General features: G+C 73.4%; 15 protein-coding genes. 1 reads left to right on the top strand and 14 read right to left on the bottom strand.

The genetic code is table 11. The annotated features are described in order from the left end of the window. Positions 1-92 precede the first annotated feature (92 nt). Positions 93-545, bottom strand: a complete 453-nt coding sequence (gene arr / locus DAI17_RS05185; RefSeq protein WP_107771861.1) for an NAD(+)--rifampin ADP-ribosyltransferase — start codon at positions 543-545, stop codon at positions 93-95. Between the two features lie 256 nt (positions 546-801). Here arr and DAI17_RS05180 point away from each other — a divergent pair, with 256 nt between their 5' ends. Next, positions 802-3645 carry a helix-turn-helix transcriptional regulator gene (locus DAI17_RS05180; protein WP_107771860.1) on the top strand — a complete coding sequence of 948 codons (2844 nt, stop codon included), beginning with the start codon at positions 802-804 and terminating at the stop codon, positions 3643-3645. A 14-nt stretch (positions 3646-3659) separates the two neighbouring features. Here DAI17_RS05180 and DAI17_RS05175 read toward each other — a convergent pair whose 3' ends face one another. From DAI17_RS05175 to DAI17_RS05115, 13 genes are all read right to left on the bottom strand, one after another. Next, positions 3660-4313, bottom strand: coding sequence for a hypothetical protein (locus tag DAI17_RS05175; RefSeq protein ID WP_107771859.1), 654 nt, complete (start codon positions 4311-4313; stop codon positions 3660-3662). A gap of 94 nt (positions 4314-4407) precedes the next feature. Then, a complete protein-coding gene (locus DAI17_RS05170) occupies positions 4408-5640 on the bottom strand; it encodes a helix-turn-helix domain-containing protein (RefSeq protein WP_107771858.1) in 1233 nt (410 codons plus the stop codon). A 112-nt stretch (positions 5641-5752) separates the two neighbouring features. Further along, on the bottom strand, positions 5753-6889 hold the full coding sequence (locus DAI17_RS05165; RefSeq protein ID WP_199904957.1) for an XdhC family protein: 1137 nt from the start codon (positions 6887-6889) through the stop codon (positions 5753-5755). Then, complete coding sequence (locus DAI17_RS05160) at positions 6882-8021, bottom strand: vWA domain-containing protein (protein ID WP_107771857.1); 1140 nt, start codon at positions 8019-8021, stop codon at positions 6882-6884. Before DAI17_RS05160 ends, DAI17_RS05165 begins: the two co-directional genes overlap by 8 nt. Continuing rightward, positions 8018-8899 (bottom strand): AAA family ATPase, encoded by an 882-nt coding sequence (locus DAI17_RS05155; RefSeq protein ID WP_107771856.1) that lies wholly within the window; start codon positions 8897-8899, stop codon positions 8018-8020. The genes DAI17_RS05160 and DAI17_RS05155 overlap by 4 nt, the downstream gene beginning before the upstream one ends. Before the next feature lie 9 nt (positions 8900-8908). Continuing rightward, positions 8909-9883 (bottom strand): aminoglycoside phosphotransferase family protein, encoded by a 975-nt coding sequence (locus tag DAI17_RS05150; RefSeq protein ID WP_107771855.1) that lies wholly within the window; start codon positions 9881-9883, stop codon positions 8909-8911. Beyond that, positions 9880-10449, bottom strand: coding sequence for a nucleotidyltransferase family protein (locus DAI17_RS05145; RefSeq protein ID WP_107771854.1), 570 nt, complete (start codon positions 10447-10449; stop codon positions 9880-9882). Before DAI17_RS05145 ends, DAI17_RS05150 begins: the two co-directional genes overlap by 4 nt. 25 nt (positions 10450-10474) lie before the next feature. Next, positions 10475-10807: a cupin domain-containing protein gene (locus DAI17_RS05140; protein WP_107771853.1), complete on the bottom strand. Its 333-nt coding sequence runs from the start codon at positions 10805-10807 to the stop codon at positions 10475-10477. 30 nt (positions 10808-10837) lie between these two features. Continuing rightward, the gene (gene narI / locus DAI17_RS05135; RefSeq protein WP_107771852.1) at positions 10838-11566 is read right to left on the bottom strand and encodes a respiratory nitrate reductase subunit gamma; all 729 of its coding nucleotides are present in this window, start codon (positions 11564-11566) and stop codon (positions 10838-10840) included. 52 nt (positions 11567-11618) lie between these two features. Further along, positions 11619-12323, bottom strand: coding sequence for a nitrate reductase molybdenum cofactor assembly chaperone (gene narJ, locus DAI17_RS05130; RefSeq protein WP_107771851.1), 705 nt, complete (start codon positions 12321-12323; stop codon positions 11619-11621). Further along, entirely contained in the window at positions 12320-13966 is a 1647-nt protein-coding gene (narH, locus tag DAI17_RS05125) for a nitrate reductase subunit beta (protein ID WP_107771850.1), read from the bottom strand. The genes narJ and narH overlap by 4 nt, the downstream gene beginning before the upstream one ends. Positions 13967-13999: 33 nt before the next feature. Then, positions 14000-17695 (bottom strand): nitrate reductase subunit alpha, encoded by a 3696-nt coding sequence (locus DAI17_RS05120; protein WP_107771849.1) that lies wholly within the window; start codon positions 17693-17695, stop codon positions 14000-14002. Beyond that, positions 17692-18948 carry an MFS transporter gene (locus DAI17_RS05115; RefSeq protein WP_234412244.1) on the bottom strand — a complete coding sequence of 419 codons (1257 nt, stop codon included), beginning with the start codon at positions 18946-18948 and terminating at the stop codon, positions 17692-17694. Before DAI17_RS05115 ends, DAI17_RS05120 begins: the two co-directional genes overlap by 4 nt. Positions 18949-19056: the final 108 nt, after the last annotated feature.

Below are 19056 nucleotides of genomic sequence, written 5' to 3'. Positions count from 1 at the left end.
CTGTGATGCCCGTCACGCTAGGTCGGGCGGGTTGGCGAATGGTTGGCGGTCTCGACCGGGCGGTATCGCCGCGCTGGAAAGCGCCGACCGGCCTACTCGTTGATGGCCTCGATCCCCTGCTTCTCCAGCTCGGCGAGGTGGTCCCGCATGGCCTGGAGCACCTCAGGCGGGTGCGGCTCCCAGTCCTCGACCTCACCGAGCACCCGCAGGGGCTCACGGGTCCGGTACGACCTGGTCGGGTTGCCCGGGAACCGCTGGTCGGTCAGGTTCGGGTCGTCCTCGAAGGGGCCCGTCGGCTCCACCCGGTAGATGCGTCCGGGTCCGTCACCCCGGGCCAGCTCGGCACCCCACGTGGCCGCGTCCAGGGTGGCCGTCAGGTAGATGAACCGTGCCGTGGCGCCGGCCCCGTAGTTCGATCCCCGCCCCGGCGACAGGAGGTCCCCCGGCCGCACGACGGCCTTGGTGCCGTGGAAGAACGGCCCGTCGTCCGGCCCCCGGACCACGCCTCGGCCCGGTCCGCCCTCCGCCCCCTGCTCGTCGTCCATCGCGCCATGATGGCCCTGCCCCCGCTTGTTGTCAGGTGACCTCGCGTCTCACGGGACGGGGGACGACGCAGGTGGATGCCGGCCCGGCGACGTCAGGCACGGTGGTCGCTCCTCTCCGCGCCGGCCGAGGGAGCAGGTACGACGTCGGCGGGTGGACGTCGAGGCGGGGCGAACAGCGGCGGGTGGTGCCAGCAGTAGACGTAGGCCCAGCCGGGATGCCTGAGCGCGCGGTCGATCGTCTCTAGGATCGCGGTAGATGTCAGCACCAGGGCCTCCTCCGTTCGACGGCTCTCCGGTCGAAGGTCGCACCGGGAGCGGTCGCGTCGCGTCCGGCGAACCCCTCACCCCTGGCACCGGGTTGGTCGGGCGCGAGCGGGAGCTCGCCCGCATCGACGCCGTCCTGCGGGAGGCCGCGGATCGGGCGAGCACCGCGCTGGTCCTCGAGGGGGATCCCGGGGTCGGGAAGACGACCTTGCTCGACGCGGCACGGATCAGGGCGGCCGGCTTCACCTGCCTGTCCGCGAGGGGGACCGCGTCCGAGTCGCACCTCGCGTACGCCGGGCTGCTGGGGTTGCTCCACCCCGTCCGTGACCTGCTCCCCGAGCTCCCCTCAGCGCAGGCCGGCGCGCTGCGCGCTGCCCTCGGCTGGTCGACCAGCGCCGACCTCGCCGACCGCTTCCTCGTCGGCGCGGCGACCCTCTCCCTGCTCGCGGCGGCCGCCGAGAGAGCCCCGGTCCTGGTGCTCGTCGACGACCTGCAGTGGCTGGACGCGGAGAGCTCGGCCGCGGTCCTGTTCGCCGCGCGGCGGCTGGGTCCCGACGCCGTGGCGTTCCTGATGGCCCGTCGTCCGGACGGCGCGGGAGCGACCGCCGACGACCTGCCCGTGCTGCGCCTCGGTGGGCTCGACGTCCCTGCCGCCGCCGGGTTGCTCCCCCGCGCCACCGCCCCGGCCGTGCTGGAACGTCTCGTGACCGACACCGCGGGCAACCCGCTGGCCCTGCTGGAGGTGTCGCGGCGGCTGGACGCTGCGCAGCTGCTCGGCACCTCGCCGCTCCCGGACGCGCTGCCGGCGGGCGAGCTGCTGCGCAGCCGGCACGAGGCGGCGGTCCTGCGCCTGTCACCCGCGGCCCGGCGTGCGGTCCTGCTCCTCGCCCTGTCGGGCACGTCGTCCTCGGCGGTCGCGGCCGCCGTCGCGGCCCTGGGGGCGTCCGAGGAGCAGGCAGCGGCGGTCCTCGACGAGGCGCGCGCGCACGGGGTCCTGGTCCTCGAGGGCGGCCAGCCTTCGTTCCGGCACCCGTTGCTGCGCAGCACCGTCCTCGAGCTGGCCGCGCCGCAGGAGCAACGTGCCGCGCACGCCGCGCTGGCCGAGGCGCTGCCCTCCGAGGACCGTGCGCGCACGTGGCACCTCGCCGAGTGCACGGTCGGCACCGACGACCACGTCGCGGAGGGCCTGGCCCGGTTGGCCGACTCGGACCGCCTCAGGCTCGGGTACGCCGCGGCGTCCGCTGCCCTCGAACGGGCCGCCACGCTGACCAACGCCCCAGTCCTGGCGGCCCAGCGTCTGGCCACCGCCGCCGACGACGCCTTCCTGGCCGGCGACGTCGCCCGGGTCAGGTCCCTCATCGCCCGCGTGCTTGCCGGGGACGCCCCCGGACAGGTCCGCGGCGAGGCGTTCTTCACCCTGGGGATGCTCGAGCAGTACGCCGGGTCGGTGCCGCGGGCGATCGACCACCTCGCCGACGCGTCGCTGCTGCTCGACGGCCTGCCGCTCGCCCGGGCGCTCACGGAGCTGGCCCTGGCTCATTTCCGCCTCAACGACGTCGCGGGGATGCTGGACTGCGCCCGCCGGATCGAGGTTGCCGCCGACGCCACGGATCCCGAGCAGCAGCTCCTCGCCGCGTTCACGGGAGGGGTCGGCCTCGTGCTGACCGGTGACCCGGTGGCCGGTGCCGCCCGTCTGTCCGAGGTGCGGCGACTGGCGGGCCTGCCGTCGCTGCGCCATGACGCCCGGGCCCTGCTGCTGATGGCGCTCTCAGCCGCGTTCACCGGACAGGTGGGCGAGGTCCTGGCCGTCGGCTCCCCACGCGTCGAGGAGCTCCGCCGTCGTGGCGCGGTCGGGGTCATGGTTCCCCTGCTCGCCGTCCGGGCCGCCGGGCGGGCGTGGCTGGGCGATCACGCGGGCGCCTTCGCGGACGCCGGCGAGGCGGCCGAGCTGGCCGTCCACCTGGGGTACGCGGCCGACGCGGCCGTGGCCGAGGAGATGCTCGCCTGGCAGCAGGCCGCGCGGGGTATGCACGAGGACGCCCGCGCCTCCCTGGTCCGGGCCGGACGGCTCACCGACCGGGCCGGGACCACCGCTGCCGCGGCCCACCAGGCGCTCACCGCGGCGTTCTGCGCGCTCTGCCGGGGTGACCTCGACGCCGTGGTCACGCTGCTCGAGCAGCGCCTGGCCCTCGACGGCGGCGTGGGGGCGTCCGGCGAGCCGCTCGGCGTCGCGCCGCTGCTGGTCGAGGCCTACGCGGGACTCGGGCGCGACGACGATGCCCGGGCCCTGACGTCGCGCCTCGCCGAGGTCACGCCCACCCCTGCGCCTGCCCTCACCGTGGCGCTGCTCCACCGCTGCGAGGCACTGGGCGCCGCTGACGGCGAGGAGGCGCGGCGGGCCTTCGAGGCCGCGCTCGACTCGCACGCCGCGGCCGACGACCCGTTCGAGGAGGCCCGGACCCGGCTGCAGTACGGCGGCCGGCTGCGGCGCGATGGACAACGGGTCGCGGCCCGGGCCCAGCTGGGTGCGGCCGGTCGCGCGTTCGACTCCATGGACCTCGACCACTGGTCCGCGGTCGCCGCCCGCGAGCTGGCCGCGACCGGCGCCACCGCCCGACGGAGGCCTGCGGCCGGCGAGGCGCCGCTCACCTCCCAGGAGACGCGGGTGGCCCTCCTCGCCGCGCGAGGCCTGTCCAACCGGGAGATCGGGGCGTCGCTGTTCCTCAGCCCGAAGACGGTCGAACGGCACCTGACCAGCGTCTACCGCAAGCGGGGTTTCCGCTCCCGCACGGAGCTCGCCGCGGCGATGGCGCGCTCCTCACCGCCACCCGCCTGACGTCGGGCCGGCGGTCAGTCGGCCTCCGCTTCCTGCTCCTCCTCGACGCGCCGCTTGATGCGGCCCAGTCCGGGCAGCTTGCCGAGCATCTCGTTCAGCTCCCGCGACACGTCCAGGAGGTCGTGCAGGTCGGGGGCGACCGTTCCCAGCGTCGACAGCACCGGGAGGACGTCGGTCTCGACGCGCGTGGTCAGCTCGGGGAGGTGGTCGATGAGCTGCACCAGCGCGGCGACCTCCTCCGGGTGCGTGGTGTCGGCGAGGGTCCGCAGGGTCGGCTCCAGTGTCGTCATCGGACCCTCCACGAGCTCGAGGAGCGTGGCCAGCCGCCTGACCAGCCCGTCCGTGTCCCCGACGAGCACCTCGGCGCGGTCGACGACGCCGTCGGTGCGACCCACGAGCGCCTCGGCTCCGTCGACCGCACCGCCCGAGCGACCCACGAGCGCCTCGGCGCGGTCGACGACTGCGTTGCTGTGGACCACGACGGCGGCGGCGTCCCGGGTCACCGCCTCCACCTGGTCGATCGCGGCCGAGGCGCGCACGAGCAGCACCTCGGCCTGGTCCAGCAGGGTCAGCACCCGGGGCACGGCGCCGAGCAGGGCTTCGACCTGGTCCGCGCCCTTCTCGAGCACGGCGAGGAGGTCACGGGGTCCGGGGACGGGCAGGCGCATGGGCACTTCCTATCAGGGACAACCGCCCGGTCGGCACGATCCAGCGGCCAGGAAGCGCCCGGTCGGCACGATCCATCGGCCAGGAACTGCCCGGTCAGCGCTCCGCGACGGCGAGCCGCGCGCGGAGCAGGGGCTTCGCGGGGTGGTCGCTGTGGCCGAGCCGGGCCAGGCAGACCTCGACGACGTGGGTGTCGTACGGCGCCAGCTCGCTGTAGCGCAGCACGGCCTCGGGGTCCGGGTGCGCGAGCAGCGCCTCGCGCATGCTCACGGCCAGGAAGTCACCCGTCTCCACCAACCCCGGCGCGTTGGTGCCCGGCAGCAGGTCGCCGCCGTACGCCGCCACGGCACCGCGCACGTCCCCGCGACGCAGGAGCAGCTGGACCTCGTCGATGTCGGTCACCACCGGCAGCGTGAGCCGGTAGGGCCGCGAGGCGAGCTGGCCCCCGAGAGCGTGCCTCAGGTGCGAGACCTCGGCCTTGAGGGTCGAGGTGGTGACCGCCGAGTCGCCGTACACCAGGGAGTGCAGCTGCTCGAGGGAGAGCCCCTGCGGGTGCATGGCGAGCAGGGCGAGGATCTCGGTCTGCCGGCGGTTGAGCAGCAGCCGTCGTCCGTCGAGCCACGCCTCCGCCGTGCCGAGCACCGACAGCGTCAACCCGGGCTCGGGCGGCGGCACGTCGGGCAGCCCCGTCCGCCGGCCGGTGGGCATCGCGGTCTCGATGAGCCGCGCCATCACCCGGGCCGTGGCCAGGCCGATCGGGTGCGTGCGGTCCCACGTCGTCGACAGGTCGATGACGCCCAGCTGCTCGCCGCTGACCGGGTCGTGCACGGGCGCCGCCCAGCACACCCAGTTGTGCACGATGGAGGCGTAGTGCTCGGCGCTGAACACCATCGACGGGTCACCGGTGCGGCTGGCGATGGCGAGTGCGTTGGTGCCCACGCTGCGCTCGTCCCACCTGCCGCCCGGCACGAAGTTGACCGTCTCGGCCTTGCGGCGCATGACCCGGCCGCCGTACGTCCACAGGATCCGGGTCTGGGCGTCGGTGACCGCGATGACGAGGTCGCCGTCCTCCGCCGTACGACGCAGCTCGGCCTCGACCCGCCCGACCGCGGTCTGCAGCGGGGACTGCCGCCAGTAGTCCGCCGTGTCGGACTCGTCGGCCAGCGGCGCCTCGGTGAGGTCGGGCGTGACCGACCCGGTGGAGAGCTGCCAGCTGTCCCGGATCTCCGGCCGCACCCGGTCGCCGGCCTCGTCGCCGAGCTCGACGAACGCGGTCCAGGCCTGAACGGCCTCGATGCGCCGGTCGCGCAGGTCGCGGTGCGTGCTCATGGCCCCCCGCACTGGTCCGTGAGTGTGACAGTGGCTGTGACGGTGGTCACGGTAGCGCGAGGGGCCTGAGCACGGCGCTCAGTGGACGGGGGCAATCACCACGATGGGGGCATCACCGCGGGACGGACGGGTCCTGGTGGATGCGTCCGCTGGACGTGGCGAGGCGGTGGCCCGAGCCGCCCCACTGCCGCGCGACGATCTCGGCGGCGATGGAGACGGCCGTCTCCTCCGGCGTCCGGGCGCCGAGGTCGAGGCCGATGGGACTGCTCAGCCGGTCCAGCTCGTCGTCGGTCAGGCCCGCTTCGCGCAGGCGCTGCATTCGGTCCTCGTGGGTACGCCGCGAGCCCATCGCCCCGACGTACGCCACCTCCGGCAGGCGCAGGGCGACCTCGAGGAGCGGCACGTCGAACTTGGGGTCGTGGGTCAGGACGCACATGACGGTGCGCCGGTCGATCGCGCCGGCCTCGACCTGGGCGGTGAGGTAGCGGTGGGGCCAGTCGACGACGACCTCGTCGGCGTCGGGGAAGCGGGTCCGGGTGGCGAAGACGGGGCGGGCGTCGCAGACGGTCACGTGGTAGCCGAGGAACGAGCCGACCCGGGCGACGGCGGCCGCGAAGTCGATGGCGCCGAAGACGAGCATCCGCGGCTTGGGGGCGAAGGCCCACACGAAGACGCGCATCCCCTCGCCGCGGCGCTCCCCGTCGGGGCCGTAGGTCAGCGTGGCGTTGTGGCCGGCGGCGAGCAGGCCGAGGGCGTCGTCGTGCACGGCGTCGTCGGCGCGCGACGACCCCAGCGACCCCTCGGCGTCCCGGTCGGGGCGCACCACCATCCGCCGGCCCAGCCGTTCCGGGTCGGGATGCTCGATGACCGTGGCCAGCGCGACCGGGCGGCCCGCCTCGACGTCGGCGGCGAGGTCGCCGAGGCCGGGGAACGTCTCGCGCGACACCTTCTCGACGTACACGTCCAGGATGCCGCCACAGGTGAGCCCGACGGCGAACGCGTCGTCGTCGGAGACTCCGTACCGCTCCAGCACCGGCTCGCCGGACTCGACCACGGACTGCCCGAGCTCGTAGACCGCGCCCTCGACGCAGCCGCCGGACACCGATCCGACGGCGGTCCCGTCGGGACCGACGAGCATCGATGCACCGGCGGGACGCGGGGCGGAGCTGAACGTCGCGACCACCGTGCCGACGCCGACCGTCTCGCCGGCGTCCCACCAGGCCATCAGCTCGTCGAGCACGTCACGCACGACCGACCACCTCCACGAGCTCGGCGAAGGCAGCCAGCGAGTGTCCGGCCACCAGGTCGTCGCAGTGCGGGAGCGCGGCGGCGATGCCGCCCTGCACGGGCTCGTAGCCGGCCTTGCCGCGGTGCGGGTTGACCCACACGACGCGGTGCGCGATCCGGTGCAGCCGCGCCATCTGCTCCCCGAGCAGGGCCGCGTCGCCGCGCTCCCACCCGTCGCTGAAGACGACCACCACGGAGCCACGGGCCATCCCGCGCTGCCCCCACCGGTCGAGGAAGACACGCAGCGTCTCGCCGAGCCGGGTGCCGCCGGACCAGTCGGGCACCGCCTCGCCGGCGGCCACGATCGCGCGGTCGGCGTCGCGGTGGTGGAGCGCGCGGGTGACGTGGGTGAGCCGGGTCCCCAGGGTGAAGACCTCGACCCGGGGCTGCGTCGCCACGTAGCGGTGCGCAAGCCGCAGCAGGGCGTCGGCGTAGGCGCTCATCGAGCCGCTCACGTCGACCAGCAGCACGACGCGGCGGGGTCGCACCCGTCGCCGCCGCCAGGCCAGGTCGCCGGGCTCCCCCATCCGGCGCAGCGAGTCGCGCAGCGTCCGCGACGCGTCGAGCCGCCCGCGGTGCCAGCGCTCGTGCCGGGCCGTACGACGCGGGGGCGCGGTGGGCCGCAGGGTCGCGAACATCGCGGCGAGCCGCTGCCGTTCGGCCGCGTCCAGGGTGGCGACGTCGCGGTGGCGCAGGACGTCGGTGGTCGTGGCGGCGGCACGCAGCACCTCGTCCTCGTCGCCCTCGCCGTCACCGGGGGCGTCGATGCTGGGCAGGCCGGCGACCGCCGGCGTCGGAGGTCCGCTGTCCCGGCGGCGCGGCAGCTCGCCGCGCGGGTCGAACCACGCCTCGAAGACCTGGTCGTAGCGGGCCAGGTCGTCGGGGCTCGCGCACAGGGTGGCGCGCCCCGCCCAGTAGGTGGCGCGACGGTCGTCGAGCCCGACCAGCGCGGCGGCCTCGAGGAAGGCGTGGGACCGGTCCTGCGTCACCGGCACGCCGGCCGCCCGGAGGGCCCGGGTGAAGCCGAGCAGCGCGGGGACCGCGTCGTCGACAGCCGCCGAGCCGCTCGCGGAGGACGCAGCCGTGACGGTCACGGCGTCAGCATCCGGTCCAGCGCCTGCCGCACGCGGTCGGCGTCCTCGCGGTACTTCACGAGGGCGCCGAGCGTCGCCGCGGCCGTCGCCAGGTCGAGGTCGGAGGTGCCGAGGTGGTGCAGCGCCCGCGCCCAGTCCAGGGTCTCCGCGACGCCCGGGGGCTTGAGCAGGTCGTCGCGGTGGCGCAGCTGCTGGACGACACCGACCACCTGCCGGGCGAGGGTCTCCGACACCTCCGGGGCGCGGGACCGCACGATCTCCACCTCCCGCTCGAGTCCGGGGTGGTCGATCCAGTGGTAGAGGCAGCGTCGCTTGAGCGCGTCGTGCAGCTCGCGGGTGCGGTTGGAGGTCAGCACCACGAAGGGCGGCGTCGCCGCGCTCACCGTGCCGAGCTCGGGGATGGTCACCTGCCAGGTCGAGAGCACCTCCAGCAGGAACGCCTCGAACTCGTCGTCGGCCCGGTCCACCTCGTCGACGAGCAGCACGGCGGGAGCCCGCTGCAGCGCGGCGAGCACGGGGCGGGCGAGCAGGAACCGCTCGTCGTACAGGCTCTTCTCGGCCTCCTCCGCGCTGCTGCCGGCACCGGCCGCCTCGAGCGCGCGCAGGTGCAGGATCTGGCGCGGGAAGTCCCAGTCGTAGAGCGCCTGGGTGGCGTCGATCCCCTCGTAGCACTGGAGCCGGACGAGCGGCAGGTCGAGGGTCGCCGCCAGCGCCTCGGCCAGCGCGGTCTTGCCGGTGCCGGGCTCACCCTCGAGGAGCAGCGGGCGCTGCATCCGGTCGGCGAGGAAGACGATCGTGGCGAGCTCGTCGTCGGCGAGGTAGCCGGTGGCGCGCAGACGCGCGGCGACGTCCGCGGCGGAGCCGAGTCCGGTGTCCATGCCGTCAGGCTACGACCCCGACGTTGGTCCGACGTTGGCCTGCGCGCCGGGCCGCCCACCGAGGTCGAGGAGGTGGGCGGCGCTCTCCAGGAACGGCCGCCCGACCCGCTCGGCACCGAAGGACGTCACGTACAGCCCGGTGGAGACGCGCTCCAGGAACGCCCAGCGCCACACGCGGTCCCGGTCGGTGCCGGTGCGCTCGGCGGCCAGGTCGCACCAGCCCTCGAGACGCCGTCGCGCGTCGGGACCGGTGAGGTGGGAGCACCAGTCGCGCAGCACGACGCCCACGTCGTACGCCGGGTCGCCCCGGAAGCCGTCCGGGTCCACGAACACGTGGCCCACCGGCGCCCCCTCCCGGGGCTCCGCGACGGGCAGCGCGTTGCCCGGGTGGGCGTCCCCGTGGAGGACCACGGCCGCGGCCGGGTCGTGGCCGGCGAGCGCGTCGGCGTGGTCGAGCGCGGCCCGCAGCACGCGGCGGTCGGTGGGCCGGCCGAGCCGCTCGTCGAGGTCCACCACCAGGGCGCGCAGCGACACCGCCTTGTCCTCGCCCGCCGGCACCGACTCCAGCGGCAGGCTCCAGGCCTCACGCAGCGTGTCGGCCAGCAGGGTGATCGCGCGCTCCGGAGGCACCGGTGCCTGCGCGAGCGCGGGACCGAGCGCCTCGACGAGCACGGCGTCGTGCTGGGTGTCGTGGCCGTGCAGCAGCGCGTAGCCGCGTCCCCGCGCGGCGGCCAGGACCCGCGCCTCGGCCACCAGGTCGTGCCCCGGCACGCCGACCTTGACCACCCGGGGCTCGCCGTCGTGGGTGGTCGCGCGGCAGACGTACGACGCGCTGCCGCCCGGCAGGGGCCGTCCCGTCCGCACCCCCCACCGCTCCTCCAGCTCGGCGAGCACGCCGGGGAGCCGTCGGTGCCAGGCGGCGCCCTCCTCGCCCTGGCCGGCGACCTTGGCCCGCGTGAGCGGCTGGAGCCGCGGCCCGGTCACCGGCCGTCCGGGTGGTCCGGGGTGTCCCGGTCGGCGCCGGTGGCGAGGTCCCCGCACTCGACCGTCGTCACCTCGTGGGCGGCGAGGTAGGGCTTGGCGCCCACGTCGCCGCGCAGCGTCGCCACCAGGGGGACGAGGTGGTCGCCGCCGATCAGGACCGGGTGCCCCGGCTCCCCGTCGTACGACGCCCGCACGAGCGCCGCACGCCCGGTCCCGGCGGCCATCACGCGAGCCACGACCGGCGCGCCGACGTCGGGCAGGTCGACGAGCGAGACCAGCACCGCGTCGACGTCGCCGAGCGCGAGCAGCCCGGCCCGCAGGCTGGCTCCCATCCCGTCGGCCCAGTCCTGGGCGACGACGACCTCGACAGGCTGGTCCCCCAGCAGGGGTCGCGCGTCCTCGGCCCCGGCGCCGAGGACGACGAGGACGCGGTCGCACCCGCCGTCGACCAGCGCCCGCACCGACCGCCGCAGCCAGGAGGTGCCGTCGGCGTCGTGCACCACGGCCTTGGGCGTCCCCATGCGACGACCCGCGCCGGCCGCGAGGAGGAGGCCGGTGGTCGTCATGGCGCCACCGTAGACCGACGCCGAGTCAGGCGCGGGTGGCCACGGTCAGCAGCACGACCGCGTCGGTGTCGGCGTGCAGGTCGTGGCGGTGCTGCGGCAGCACGAGGTAGTCACCGGCGCTCCCCTCCCACGCCTCGTCGCCCGCCGTGACGCGCACCCGCCCGGCGATCACCTGCAGGCTCGCCTCCCCCGGGGGCTCGTGCTCACCCGTCGAGCGCCCGCCGGCCAGGGCCATGAGCGTCTGCCGCATGTCGTGCTCACGACCGCCGTAGACGGTGAGCGCGGAGCGGCCGCTGCTGGAGGCGCGCGCCAGGTCGAGGTGCTCCTGCGCCAGGTGGGTCAGGGAATGTCCGTGCATGAATGTGCCTCCTGGGTGATCGGGTGCCGCTCAGCCCACGCGGTCCCAGCCACGCCGCGGGGCAGCGTTGCCCAGCGGCCGCTCGTCGCGCGTGCGGTAGACGATGTAGGGCCGGGTGAGGTAGCCCACCGGCGCCGAGAACACGTGCACCAGCCGGGTGAAGGGCCACAGCGCGAAGAGCCCGAAGGCCACCAGCGCGTGCAGCTGGAAGCCGATCGGCGCGTCGGCCATCAGGTCGGCGTCGGGCTGGAAGGCCAGGAAGGAGCGGTACCAGACCGAGACGCCCTCCCGGTAGTTGTACTCACCGCCCAGGCTGAAGATCGAGCCGGCGATGGTGTTCCACATGCCCAGCACGATCGCGGCGCCGAGGAAGGCGTACATGACCTTGTCCATGACGGTGGTCGCGGAGAACACCGGGCCGACGGTGCGCCGCCGGTAGATCAGGATCGTCATGCCGACCAGGGCCATCACCCCGGCGATCAGCCCGCCGATGACCGCCACGTAGTGGTAGAGGTGGTCGTCGATGCCGACCGCCTCGGTCCACGACCGCGGGACGAGCAGCCCGATGACGTGGCCGCCGACCACGCCGAGCATGCCGAAGTGGAACAGCGGCGACCCCAGCCGGAGCAGCCGGTCCTCGTAGAGCTGGGAGGAGCGGGTGGTCCAGCCGAACTTGTCGTAGCGGTAGCGCCACAGGTGCCCGACGACGAAGACCGCCAGGCACAGGTAGGGGACGATGACCCACAGGAAGACGTTCATCTCCGGGGTCCCCGCGGACGTGCGAGCGCAGCGAGCAGTTTCGTGGGGTGGATCATCGAGGAGCTCCTACGGGGATGGTGGCGGGGGCGATCAGGGGCGGCGCGCCGGAGAGCGCGGGGTCGGCGCCGTAGCCGTCGAGGCCGACCTCCTCGGCCGGCGGACCCTGCTCGACGAGGCGTCGTACGGCGTCCGCCTCCTCGCCCCGGAGCGGCCGCAGGGTGTCCCGGAGCGCGAGCAGCGCTCCCAGCCACGGCGAGCCGGTGCTGCCGTCGTCGTTGCGCCAGCCGCTGAGCGCGAGCCGCAGCATCTCGATCCCCGCGCGGTGGTCCTCGAGGAGCCGGCGGGCGCAGTCGGCGTCGACGGTGGCGCCGAGCTGGAGCACCGCGCACAGGTGGTCGGGCAGCTCGCCGGTCTCCTCGTCCCACTCCACACCGGCGGCGCGGTAGGCCTCCTTGAAGGCCAGCAGCGCGGTCCCCCGGCGTCGGGTGTCGCCGTAGGCGAAGTAGGTCAGGTGGAGCGCGCACTTGCGGGTGTGGTCGAAGGTCGCGACGTAGTCCTCCTGCAGGCGGCGCAGGTCGCCGCGGCGCAGATGGTCGACGAGCGGGGCGAGGTGCTCGTGGTCGGGCACGAGCGCCTCGATCCGGTCGAGCGAGGCGACCAGGTCCGCCGTCGGGTAGTCGAGCAGCGCCGCGCAGGCGGCCCACACGGGGCGTGCGTCCCCGGCCCGCCGCGCGCGGGAGCGGCGCCGGGTGATCACGAGTCCCCCCGCGGCGGGAAGAGGCCCTCGGGGCTGCCCTTGCCGTCCCAGTTGAGCAGGTTGACCCGGCCCTCCTTGGTGCCGCCGCCGACCAGCTCGTCGGCGGTCTGCCGGTCCTGGAGCATCCGGAAGTTCTCGACCGCCACCGGCGTCGGGTAGCCCGACCCCTCGCCGAACGCGTCCTGCTGGCCTCCGCCGTACTCGCTCACCGGGCACTCGGTGGCCAGCTCCTCGAGGGCGTGCGCCTGCTCGGCGTGCGCGGTCGGGATGACGTAGCGCTCGTCGTACTTGGCGATGGCGAGCAGCCGGAACATCTCGTACATCTCCTCGCCGCTCATCCCGACCGCTTCGGGGATGGAGTCGTCGGGGTCGCGGCCGAGGTTGATGTCGCGCATGTAGGACCGCATCGCGGCGAGCTTCTTGAGCACCCCGTCGACGGGCTCGGTGTCACCGGCGGTGAACAGGTTGGCGAGGTACTCCACCGGGATCCGGAGGGCGTCGATCGCCGCGAACAGGTTGCCGCGGTCCTCGGCGTCGACCCCGGTGTCCCGGACGACGTCGACGACCGGCGAGAGCGGCGGGATGTACCAGACCATCGGCATGGTGCGGTACTCCGGGTGCAGCGGCAGGGCCACTTGGTACTTGTTGATCAGCGCCCACACCGGCGACCGGCGGGCCGCCTCCATCCAGTCACCGGGGATGCCGGCCCGCTCCGCGGCCCGCTGCACCTCGGGGTCGTCCGGGTCGAGGAAGACCGAGCGCTGCGCGGCGTACAGGTCGTGGTCGTCCTCGACCGAGGCGGCCTCGAGGACCTTGTCCGCGTCGTAGAGCACCAGCCCGATGTAGCGCAGCCGGCCCACGCACGTCTCGGAGCAGACGGTGGGGATGCCGACCTCGACGCGCGGGTAGCAGAAGGTGCACTTCTCGGCCTTGCCGGTCTTGTGGTTGAAGTAGACCTTCTTGTAGGGGCACCCGGACACGCACATCCGCCAGCCGCGGCACCGGTCCTGGTCGACCAGCACGATGCCGTCCTCGGCGCGCTTGTAGATCGCCCCGGACGGGCACGACGCGGCGCACGACGGGTTGAGGCAGTGCTCGCAGATGCGCGGGAGGTAGAACATGAAGGTCTCCTCGAACTCGAGGCGGACCTTGTCCTCGATGCCCTTGAGCATCACGTCGCGCGCCGCGTGCTCCTGCGACCCGCCGAGGTCGTCGTCCCAGTTGGCCGACCACTCGACGTTCATGTCCTTGCCCGAGATCAGCGACTTGGGCCGCGCGACCGGGAAGGTGTCGGTCTGCGGCGAGCTCGTCAGCGTCTCGTAGTCGTAGGTCCAGGGCTCGTAGTAGTCCTGGATCGAGGGCAGCTTGGGGTTGGAGAAGATCGTGAAGAGCTTCTTGAGGCGCCCGCCGGACCGGAGCGCCAGCCGTCCGTTGTCCTTGCGGACCCAGCCGCCCTGCCAGGTCTCCTGGTCCTCGTAGGTGCGCGGGTAGCCGAGCCCGGGTCGCGTCTCGACGTTGTTGAACCAGACGTACTCGGTGCCCGTGCGGTTGGTCCACGCCTGCTTGCACGTCACCGAGCAGGTGTGGCACCCGATGCACTTGTCGAGGTTCATCACCATCGCCATCTGCGCCATCACCTTCATGGTCGCGCTCCCTGCGGTCGCCGCTCCTGCATGTCAGTACTCCACCTTCGCGGTCCGCTTGCGGATCATCGTGACCTCGTCGCGGTTGTTGCCGATCGGTCCGATGTAGTTGAAGAAGTAGGCCAGCTGCGCGTAGCCGCCGACGATGTGGTTGGGCTTGAGCAGGATCCGCGTGAGGCTGTTGTGGATGCCGCCGCGCTTGCCGTCCCGCTCGGTGAGGGGAACGTCGATCAGCCGGTCCTGCGCGTGGTGCATGTAGACCGTGCCCTCGGGCATCCGGTGGCTGACGATGGCGCGCGCCGCGACCACCCCGTTGCGGTTGACCATCTCGATCCAGTCGTTGTCCGCGACGCCGATCTTGGCGGCGTCCCGGTCCGACATCCACACCGACTGGCCGCCCCGCGAGAGCGAGAGCATGAAGAGGTTGTCCTGGTACTCCGAGTGGATCGACCACTTGTTGTGCGGGGTCAGGTAGCGCACCGAGACGCCGAGCTCGGTCTGCTCGCCGATCGGCGTCTCCCCGAAGAGGCCCGTCATGTCCAGCGGCGGCCGGTAGACCGGCAGCATCTCGCCGGCGCCGAGGAACCAGTCGTGGTCGACGTAGAACTGCTGCCGCCCGGTGAGGGTGTGGAAGGGCTTGTGCCGCTCGATGTTGATCGTGAACGGCGAGTAGCGGCGACCGCCGGACTCCGAGCCCGACCACTCCGGCGAGGTGATCACCGGGACCGGCGCGACCTGCGTGTCGGCGAAGGTGATCTGCTTGCCCTCGTGCTCGGCGGCGAGGTCGTGCAGCAGCGTGCCGGTGCGCTTCTCCAGGAACTTGAACCCCTGGGTGGCGAGGTGCCCGTTGGAGACGCCGGCGAGGTGCAGGATCGCGTCGGCCATCTGCACGTCGGTCTCGACCCGGGGCTGGCCGTCACCTGCTCCCCCGCGGGCGACACCGTTGCGGTTGCGGAGGATGTCGACCTCGCGCTTCACGTCGTAGGCCACTCCCTTGGTGAGCATTCCGACCTTCTCCAGCAGCGGTCCAATCGACGTCATCTTCTCGAAGACCTGCGTGTAGTCGCGCTCGGCGACCGCGATCACCGGCATCGTCCGTCCCGGCACCGGCTCGCACTCGCCGAGCCGCCAGTCCTTCACCACCCCGTGCTCGGTCGCCATCGCCTCGGGGGTGTCGTGCCACAGCGGCTTGGCCACGACGTCCCTGCGCGTGCCGAGGTGGTCGACGGCCAGCTCGCTGAAGCGCTTGGCGATGGTCTTCCAGGCGTCCCAGTCGGACTTCGTCTGCCACGGCGGCGCGATCGCGGGGTTGAACGAGTGCACGAACGGGTGCATGTCGGTGGTGGACAGGTCGTGCTTCTCATACCAGGTGGCGGCGGGGAGCACGACGTCGCTGAAGATCGTGCTGCTCGTCATCCGGAAGTCGATGGTCATCAGCAGGTCGAGCTTGCCCTCGGGCGCCTCGTCGGCCCACGTGATGGTGCTGGGCCGTTGGTCGGGCGCGGCCTCCTGCGCGGTCGCCGCGCTGTCGGTGCCGAGCAGGTGGCGCAGGAAGTACTCGTTGCCCTTGGCCGAGCTGCCCAGCAGGTTGGAGCGCCACAGCGACAGCACCCGCGGGTGGTTGTCCTCGTGCTCGGGGTCCTCGACGGCGAACCGCAGGGTGCCCTCCTTGAGCTGCTGGGCGACGTACGCCGGGGCCTCCATGCCGGCCGCCTCGGCGTCGTCGGCGAGCTGCAGGCTGCTGCGGTCGAAGGTCGGGTACGACGGGGTCCAGCCCAGGCGGACCGACTGGGCCAGCAGGTCCATGACGCCCTTGCCCGCAAACGCGCCGGTGCCCGCGTCGAGGTCGTCGGCGGTGAAGGTGTCGTAGCGGTACTGCGAGGTGTTCACGTACCAGTACGCCGTCTGGTTCATGTGTCGCGGGGGCCGGTGCCAGTCCAGGGCGAACGCCAGGTGCTGGAAGCCCATGATGGGCCGGATCTTCTCCTGTCCGACGTAGTGCGCCCAGCCGCCGCCGTTGCGGCCCTGGGTGCCGGTGATCGTGGTGAGCAGCAGGATGGCGCGGTAGATCTGGTCGGAGTGGTACCAGTGGTTGACACCTGCACCGAGCAGGATCATCCCGCGGCCCTCGGTGTCGATGGCGTTCTGCGCCCACTCGCGGGCGAGCCGCGTCACCTGCGAGGCGGGCACGCCGGTGTGCTGCTCCTGCCAGGCCGGGGTCGCCGGCACGGTCGGGTCGTCGTACCCCTCGGGCCACGTGCCGGGCAGGCCCACGCGGGCGACGCCGTACTGGGCGAGGAGCAGGTCGAGCACGGTGGTGACGACCCGGTCCCCGACGCGGGCCACCGGCACGCCCCGGCGCTCGTGGCGCACCTTGCCGCCCGGGTCGTCGAAGCGAGGCAGCTCGACCTCGACCGCCTCGTGGGTGCCGCCCTCGTGGTCGCGGTACATCGAGAGCGCCGGGTCGATGTCGCCGAGCTCGAGGTTCCACCGCCCGAGGCCCTCGTCGCCGAAGCGGTGGCCGATCGAGCCCTGCGGGATGCGGACCTCGCCGGTGCCGGCGTCGATGACCGCCGGCTTCCACATGGTGTTCTCCGTGCCGCCCTCGGCGTGGTCGATGTCGCCGGCGACCAGGAACTTGCCGGGACGGTAGGAGCCGTCGGCGGTCGGCTCGAGGCAGACCAGGTGGGGCAGGTCGGTGTAGCGCTTGTTGTAGTCGGTGAAGAAGGGCACCTGCCGGTCGGCGAAGTACTCCTTGAGCACGACGTGGCCCATCGCCATGGCCAGCGCGCCGTCGGTGCCCGGAGCGGGGCTGACCCACTCGTCGGCGAACTTCACGTTCTCGGCGTAGTCGGGGGCCACCGCGACGACCTTCTGGCCGCGGTAGCGCGCCTCGGTCATCCAGTGCGCGTCCGGCGTCCGCGTCATCGGGACGTTGGAGCCCCACATGAACAGGTAGCCGGCGTCCCACCAGTCGCCGGACTCCGGCACGTCGGTCTGGTCGCCGAACATCTGCGGCGACGCGTTGGGCAGGTCGGCGTACCAGTCGTAGAAGGACAGCATCGGCGCGCCGATGAGCTCGAGGAACCGCGCCCCCGACGCGTAGGAGACCGGGGACATCGCCGGGATGGGCGAGAAGCCCGCGATGCGGTCGGGGCCCCAGCGCTTGACGGTGTAGACGTGGGCCGCCGCCACGATCTCGGCCACCTCCTCCCACGTGGCGCGGACGAGGCCTCCCTTGCCGCGCGCCCTCTTGTAGGCCCGCGCCTTCTCCTCGTCCTGCACGATCGAGCCCCACGCCACCACCGGGTCGCCGTAGCGCTGCCGCGCCTCGCGGAACATGTCCAGCAGCACGCCCCGCACGTAGGGGTAGCGGACCCGCGTGGGGCTGTAGGTGTACCAGGAGAACGCGGCGCCACGGGGGCACCCGCGGGGCTCGTACTCGGGTCGGTCGGCGCCGGCGCTGGGGTAGTCGGTCTGCTGGGCCTCCCAGGTGATGATCCCGTCCTTGACGTAGACCTTCCACGAGCACGACCCGGTGCAGTTGACCCCGTGCGTGCTGCGCACGACCTTGTCGTGGCTCCAGCGGTCCCGGTAGAACACGTCCCCCTCCCGGCCCCCGCTCCGGACCATCGAGCGGAGGTCGTCACTGACCTCCGCCTTGGTGAAGAAGCGGCGACTGCCCACCAGGGCGTCGCTGAGGGGACCGTCCGTGCCGGTGCGGCTCATGCAGTGGCTCCTTCGTGCGCCTGGGCAGTGCGTCGTACGACGGTGAGGGTGAGCGCGAGGGTCAGCGCCGCGGTGACGGCGAGCAGGCCCAGGCCGATGCCGTAGGACTCGGTCTGGCCGTAGACGTAGCCCATGAGGAGTGGCGGCACGAAGCCGCCCAGCCCGCCGGCGGCGCCGACCAGGCCGGTCACGCCGCCGACCCGCGCCGGCTCGGTCACCCGGGCGATGAGCGCGAAGACCGCCCCGCTGCCGGCACCGAGGGCCGCGGCCATCGCCAGGAAGACCACCGTCCCGATGCCCATGAGGGGCGGGGTGGTGGCGGCGACAGCGGCGCACACGGCGACGAGCGCGTAGACGCCGGCCAGCACGGGGATGGGCCCGAGCCGGTCGGACAGCGCCCCACCGACCGGGCGGCAGATGACGGCGACGACGACGAAGCCGGCCATCCGGTTGGCGGCGTCCGCCGGGGTCAGCCCGTGGGCGTTGATGAGGTAGGCGGGCAGGTAGACCGAGAACGCGACGTAGCCGCCGAACGCGACGGCGTAGAGGATGCAGGCCTGCCAGGTGATCGGCAGCCGGCTGTTGGCGTTGAGCCGCGAGAGCAGGCTCGTGGTGGGGACCACCCGGCCGGGCGCGTCGCGCAGCAGCAGCCAGGAGATGACCGCGTACGCCGTCAGCGCGACGGCCGTGAGCACGAACGGCAGCGTCTCGTTGCGCTCGAAGAGCGTGACGGTCGTCAGCGCGCTGATCGCCGTGCCGCCCATGCCCGCCCCGAAGACGCCGACCGCGAAGCCCCGGCGCTCCGGCGGGAACCACGCGTTGACGAACGGCACCCCGACGGCGAACGCCGTGCCGCCGATCCCGAGGAAGAAGCCGCCGACGAGGAGCAGGGCGTAGGAGTCGATGGCCACGAAGCCGATGAAGAGCACCGGCACCACCGTGGCGGCCGAGACGAGCGGGAACATCAGCCGCCCGCCGTACTTGTCGGTGAGGGCACCGACGACGATCCGTCCCAGCGACCCCACGATGACCGGGACCGCGACCAGCAGGGCCACGTCGGACTCGCTCAGCTCGCCCAGGGCGCCGGTCTTGCGGAACATCGGACCGAGCGGGCTGATCAGCGCCCAGGCCCAGAAGTTCACGGCGAAGCCGATGGTGGCGAGCGTCAGCATGAGCACGGGCGAGCCGCCACGCTCCTCGGCACCCGACCTGCTCTCGCCGGTCATCCCTTCTCGTGCAGATCGTTGGCTCATCGACGTCCCCCTCGGGCTCCATGCCTATCGCCCGGTGCGCGGCTTGTCCACCATCGCGGGCGGTGTGTGGCGGACACAGGGCCCAACGTCCCGCCCCCCTCGCCGGAA

It is taken from the genome of Nocardioides sediminis (assembly GCF_003047295.1).
GTDB lineage: Bacteria > Actinomycetota > Actinomycetes > Propionibacteriales > Nocardioidaceae > Nocardioides > Nocardioides sediminis.
Note: the sequence above shows the minus strand (reverse complement) of the source record. Positions and strands in the feature narration are given on the sequence as shown.

What these genes read in the sequence shown, in the direction of transcription:
- arr (WP_107771861.1), bottom strand. Translation starts at nt 545, where the DNA reads ATGGACGACGAGCAGGGGGCGGAGGGCGGACCGGGCCGAGGCGTGGTC.
- DAI17_RS05180 (WP_107771860.1), top strand. Translation starts at nt 802, where the DNA reads ATGTCAGCACCAGGGCCTCCTCCGTTCGACGGCTCTCCGGTCGAAGGT.
- DAI17_RS05175 (WP_107771859.1), bottom strand. Translation starts at nt 4,313, where the DNA reads ATGCGCCTGCCCGTCCCCGGACCCCGTGACCTCCTCGCCGTGCTCGAG.
- DAI17_RS05170 (WP_107771858.1), bottom strand. Translation starts at nt 5,640, where the DNA reads ATGAGCACGCACCGCGACCTGCGCGACCGGCGCATCGAGGCCGTTCAG.
- DAI17_RS05155 (WP_107771856.1), bottom strand. Translation starts at nt 8,899, where the DNA reads ATGGACACCGGACTCGGCTCCGCCGCGGACGTCGCCGCGCGTCTGCGC.
- DAI17_RS05145 (WP_107771854.1), bottom strand. Translation starts at nt 10,449, where the DNA reads ATGACGACCACCGGCCTCCTCCTCGCGGCCGGCGCGGGTCGTCGCATG.
- DAI17_RS05140 (WP_107771853.1), bottom strand. Translation starts at nt 10,807, where the DNA reads ATGCACGGACATTCCCTGACCCACCTGGCGCAGGAGCACCTCGACCTG.
- narI (WP_107771852.1), bottom strand. Translation starts at nt 11,566, where the DNA reads ATGAACGTCTTCCTGTGGGTCATCGTCCCCTACCTGTGCCTGGCGGTC.
- narH (WP_107771850.1), bottom strand. Translation starts at nt 13,966, where the DNA reads ATGAAGGTGATGGCGCAGATGGCGATGGTGATGAACCTCGACAAGTGC.
- DAI17_RS05120 (WP_107771849.1), bottom strand. Translation starts at nt 17,695, where the DNA reads ATGAGCCGCACCGGCACGGACGGTCCCCTCAGCGACGCCCTGGTGGGC.
- DAI17_RS05115 (WP_234412244.1), bottom strand. Translation starts at nt 18,948, where the DNA reads ATGAGCCAACGATCTGCACGAGAAGGGATGACCGGCGAGAGCAGGTCG.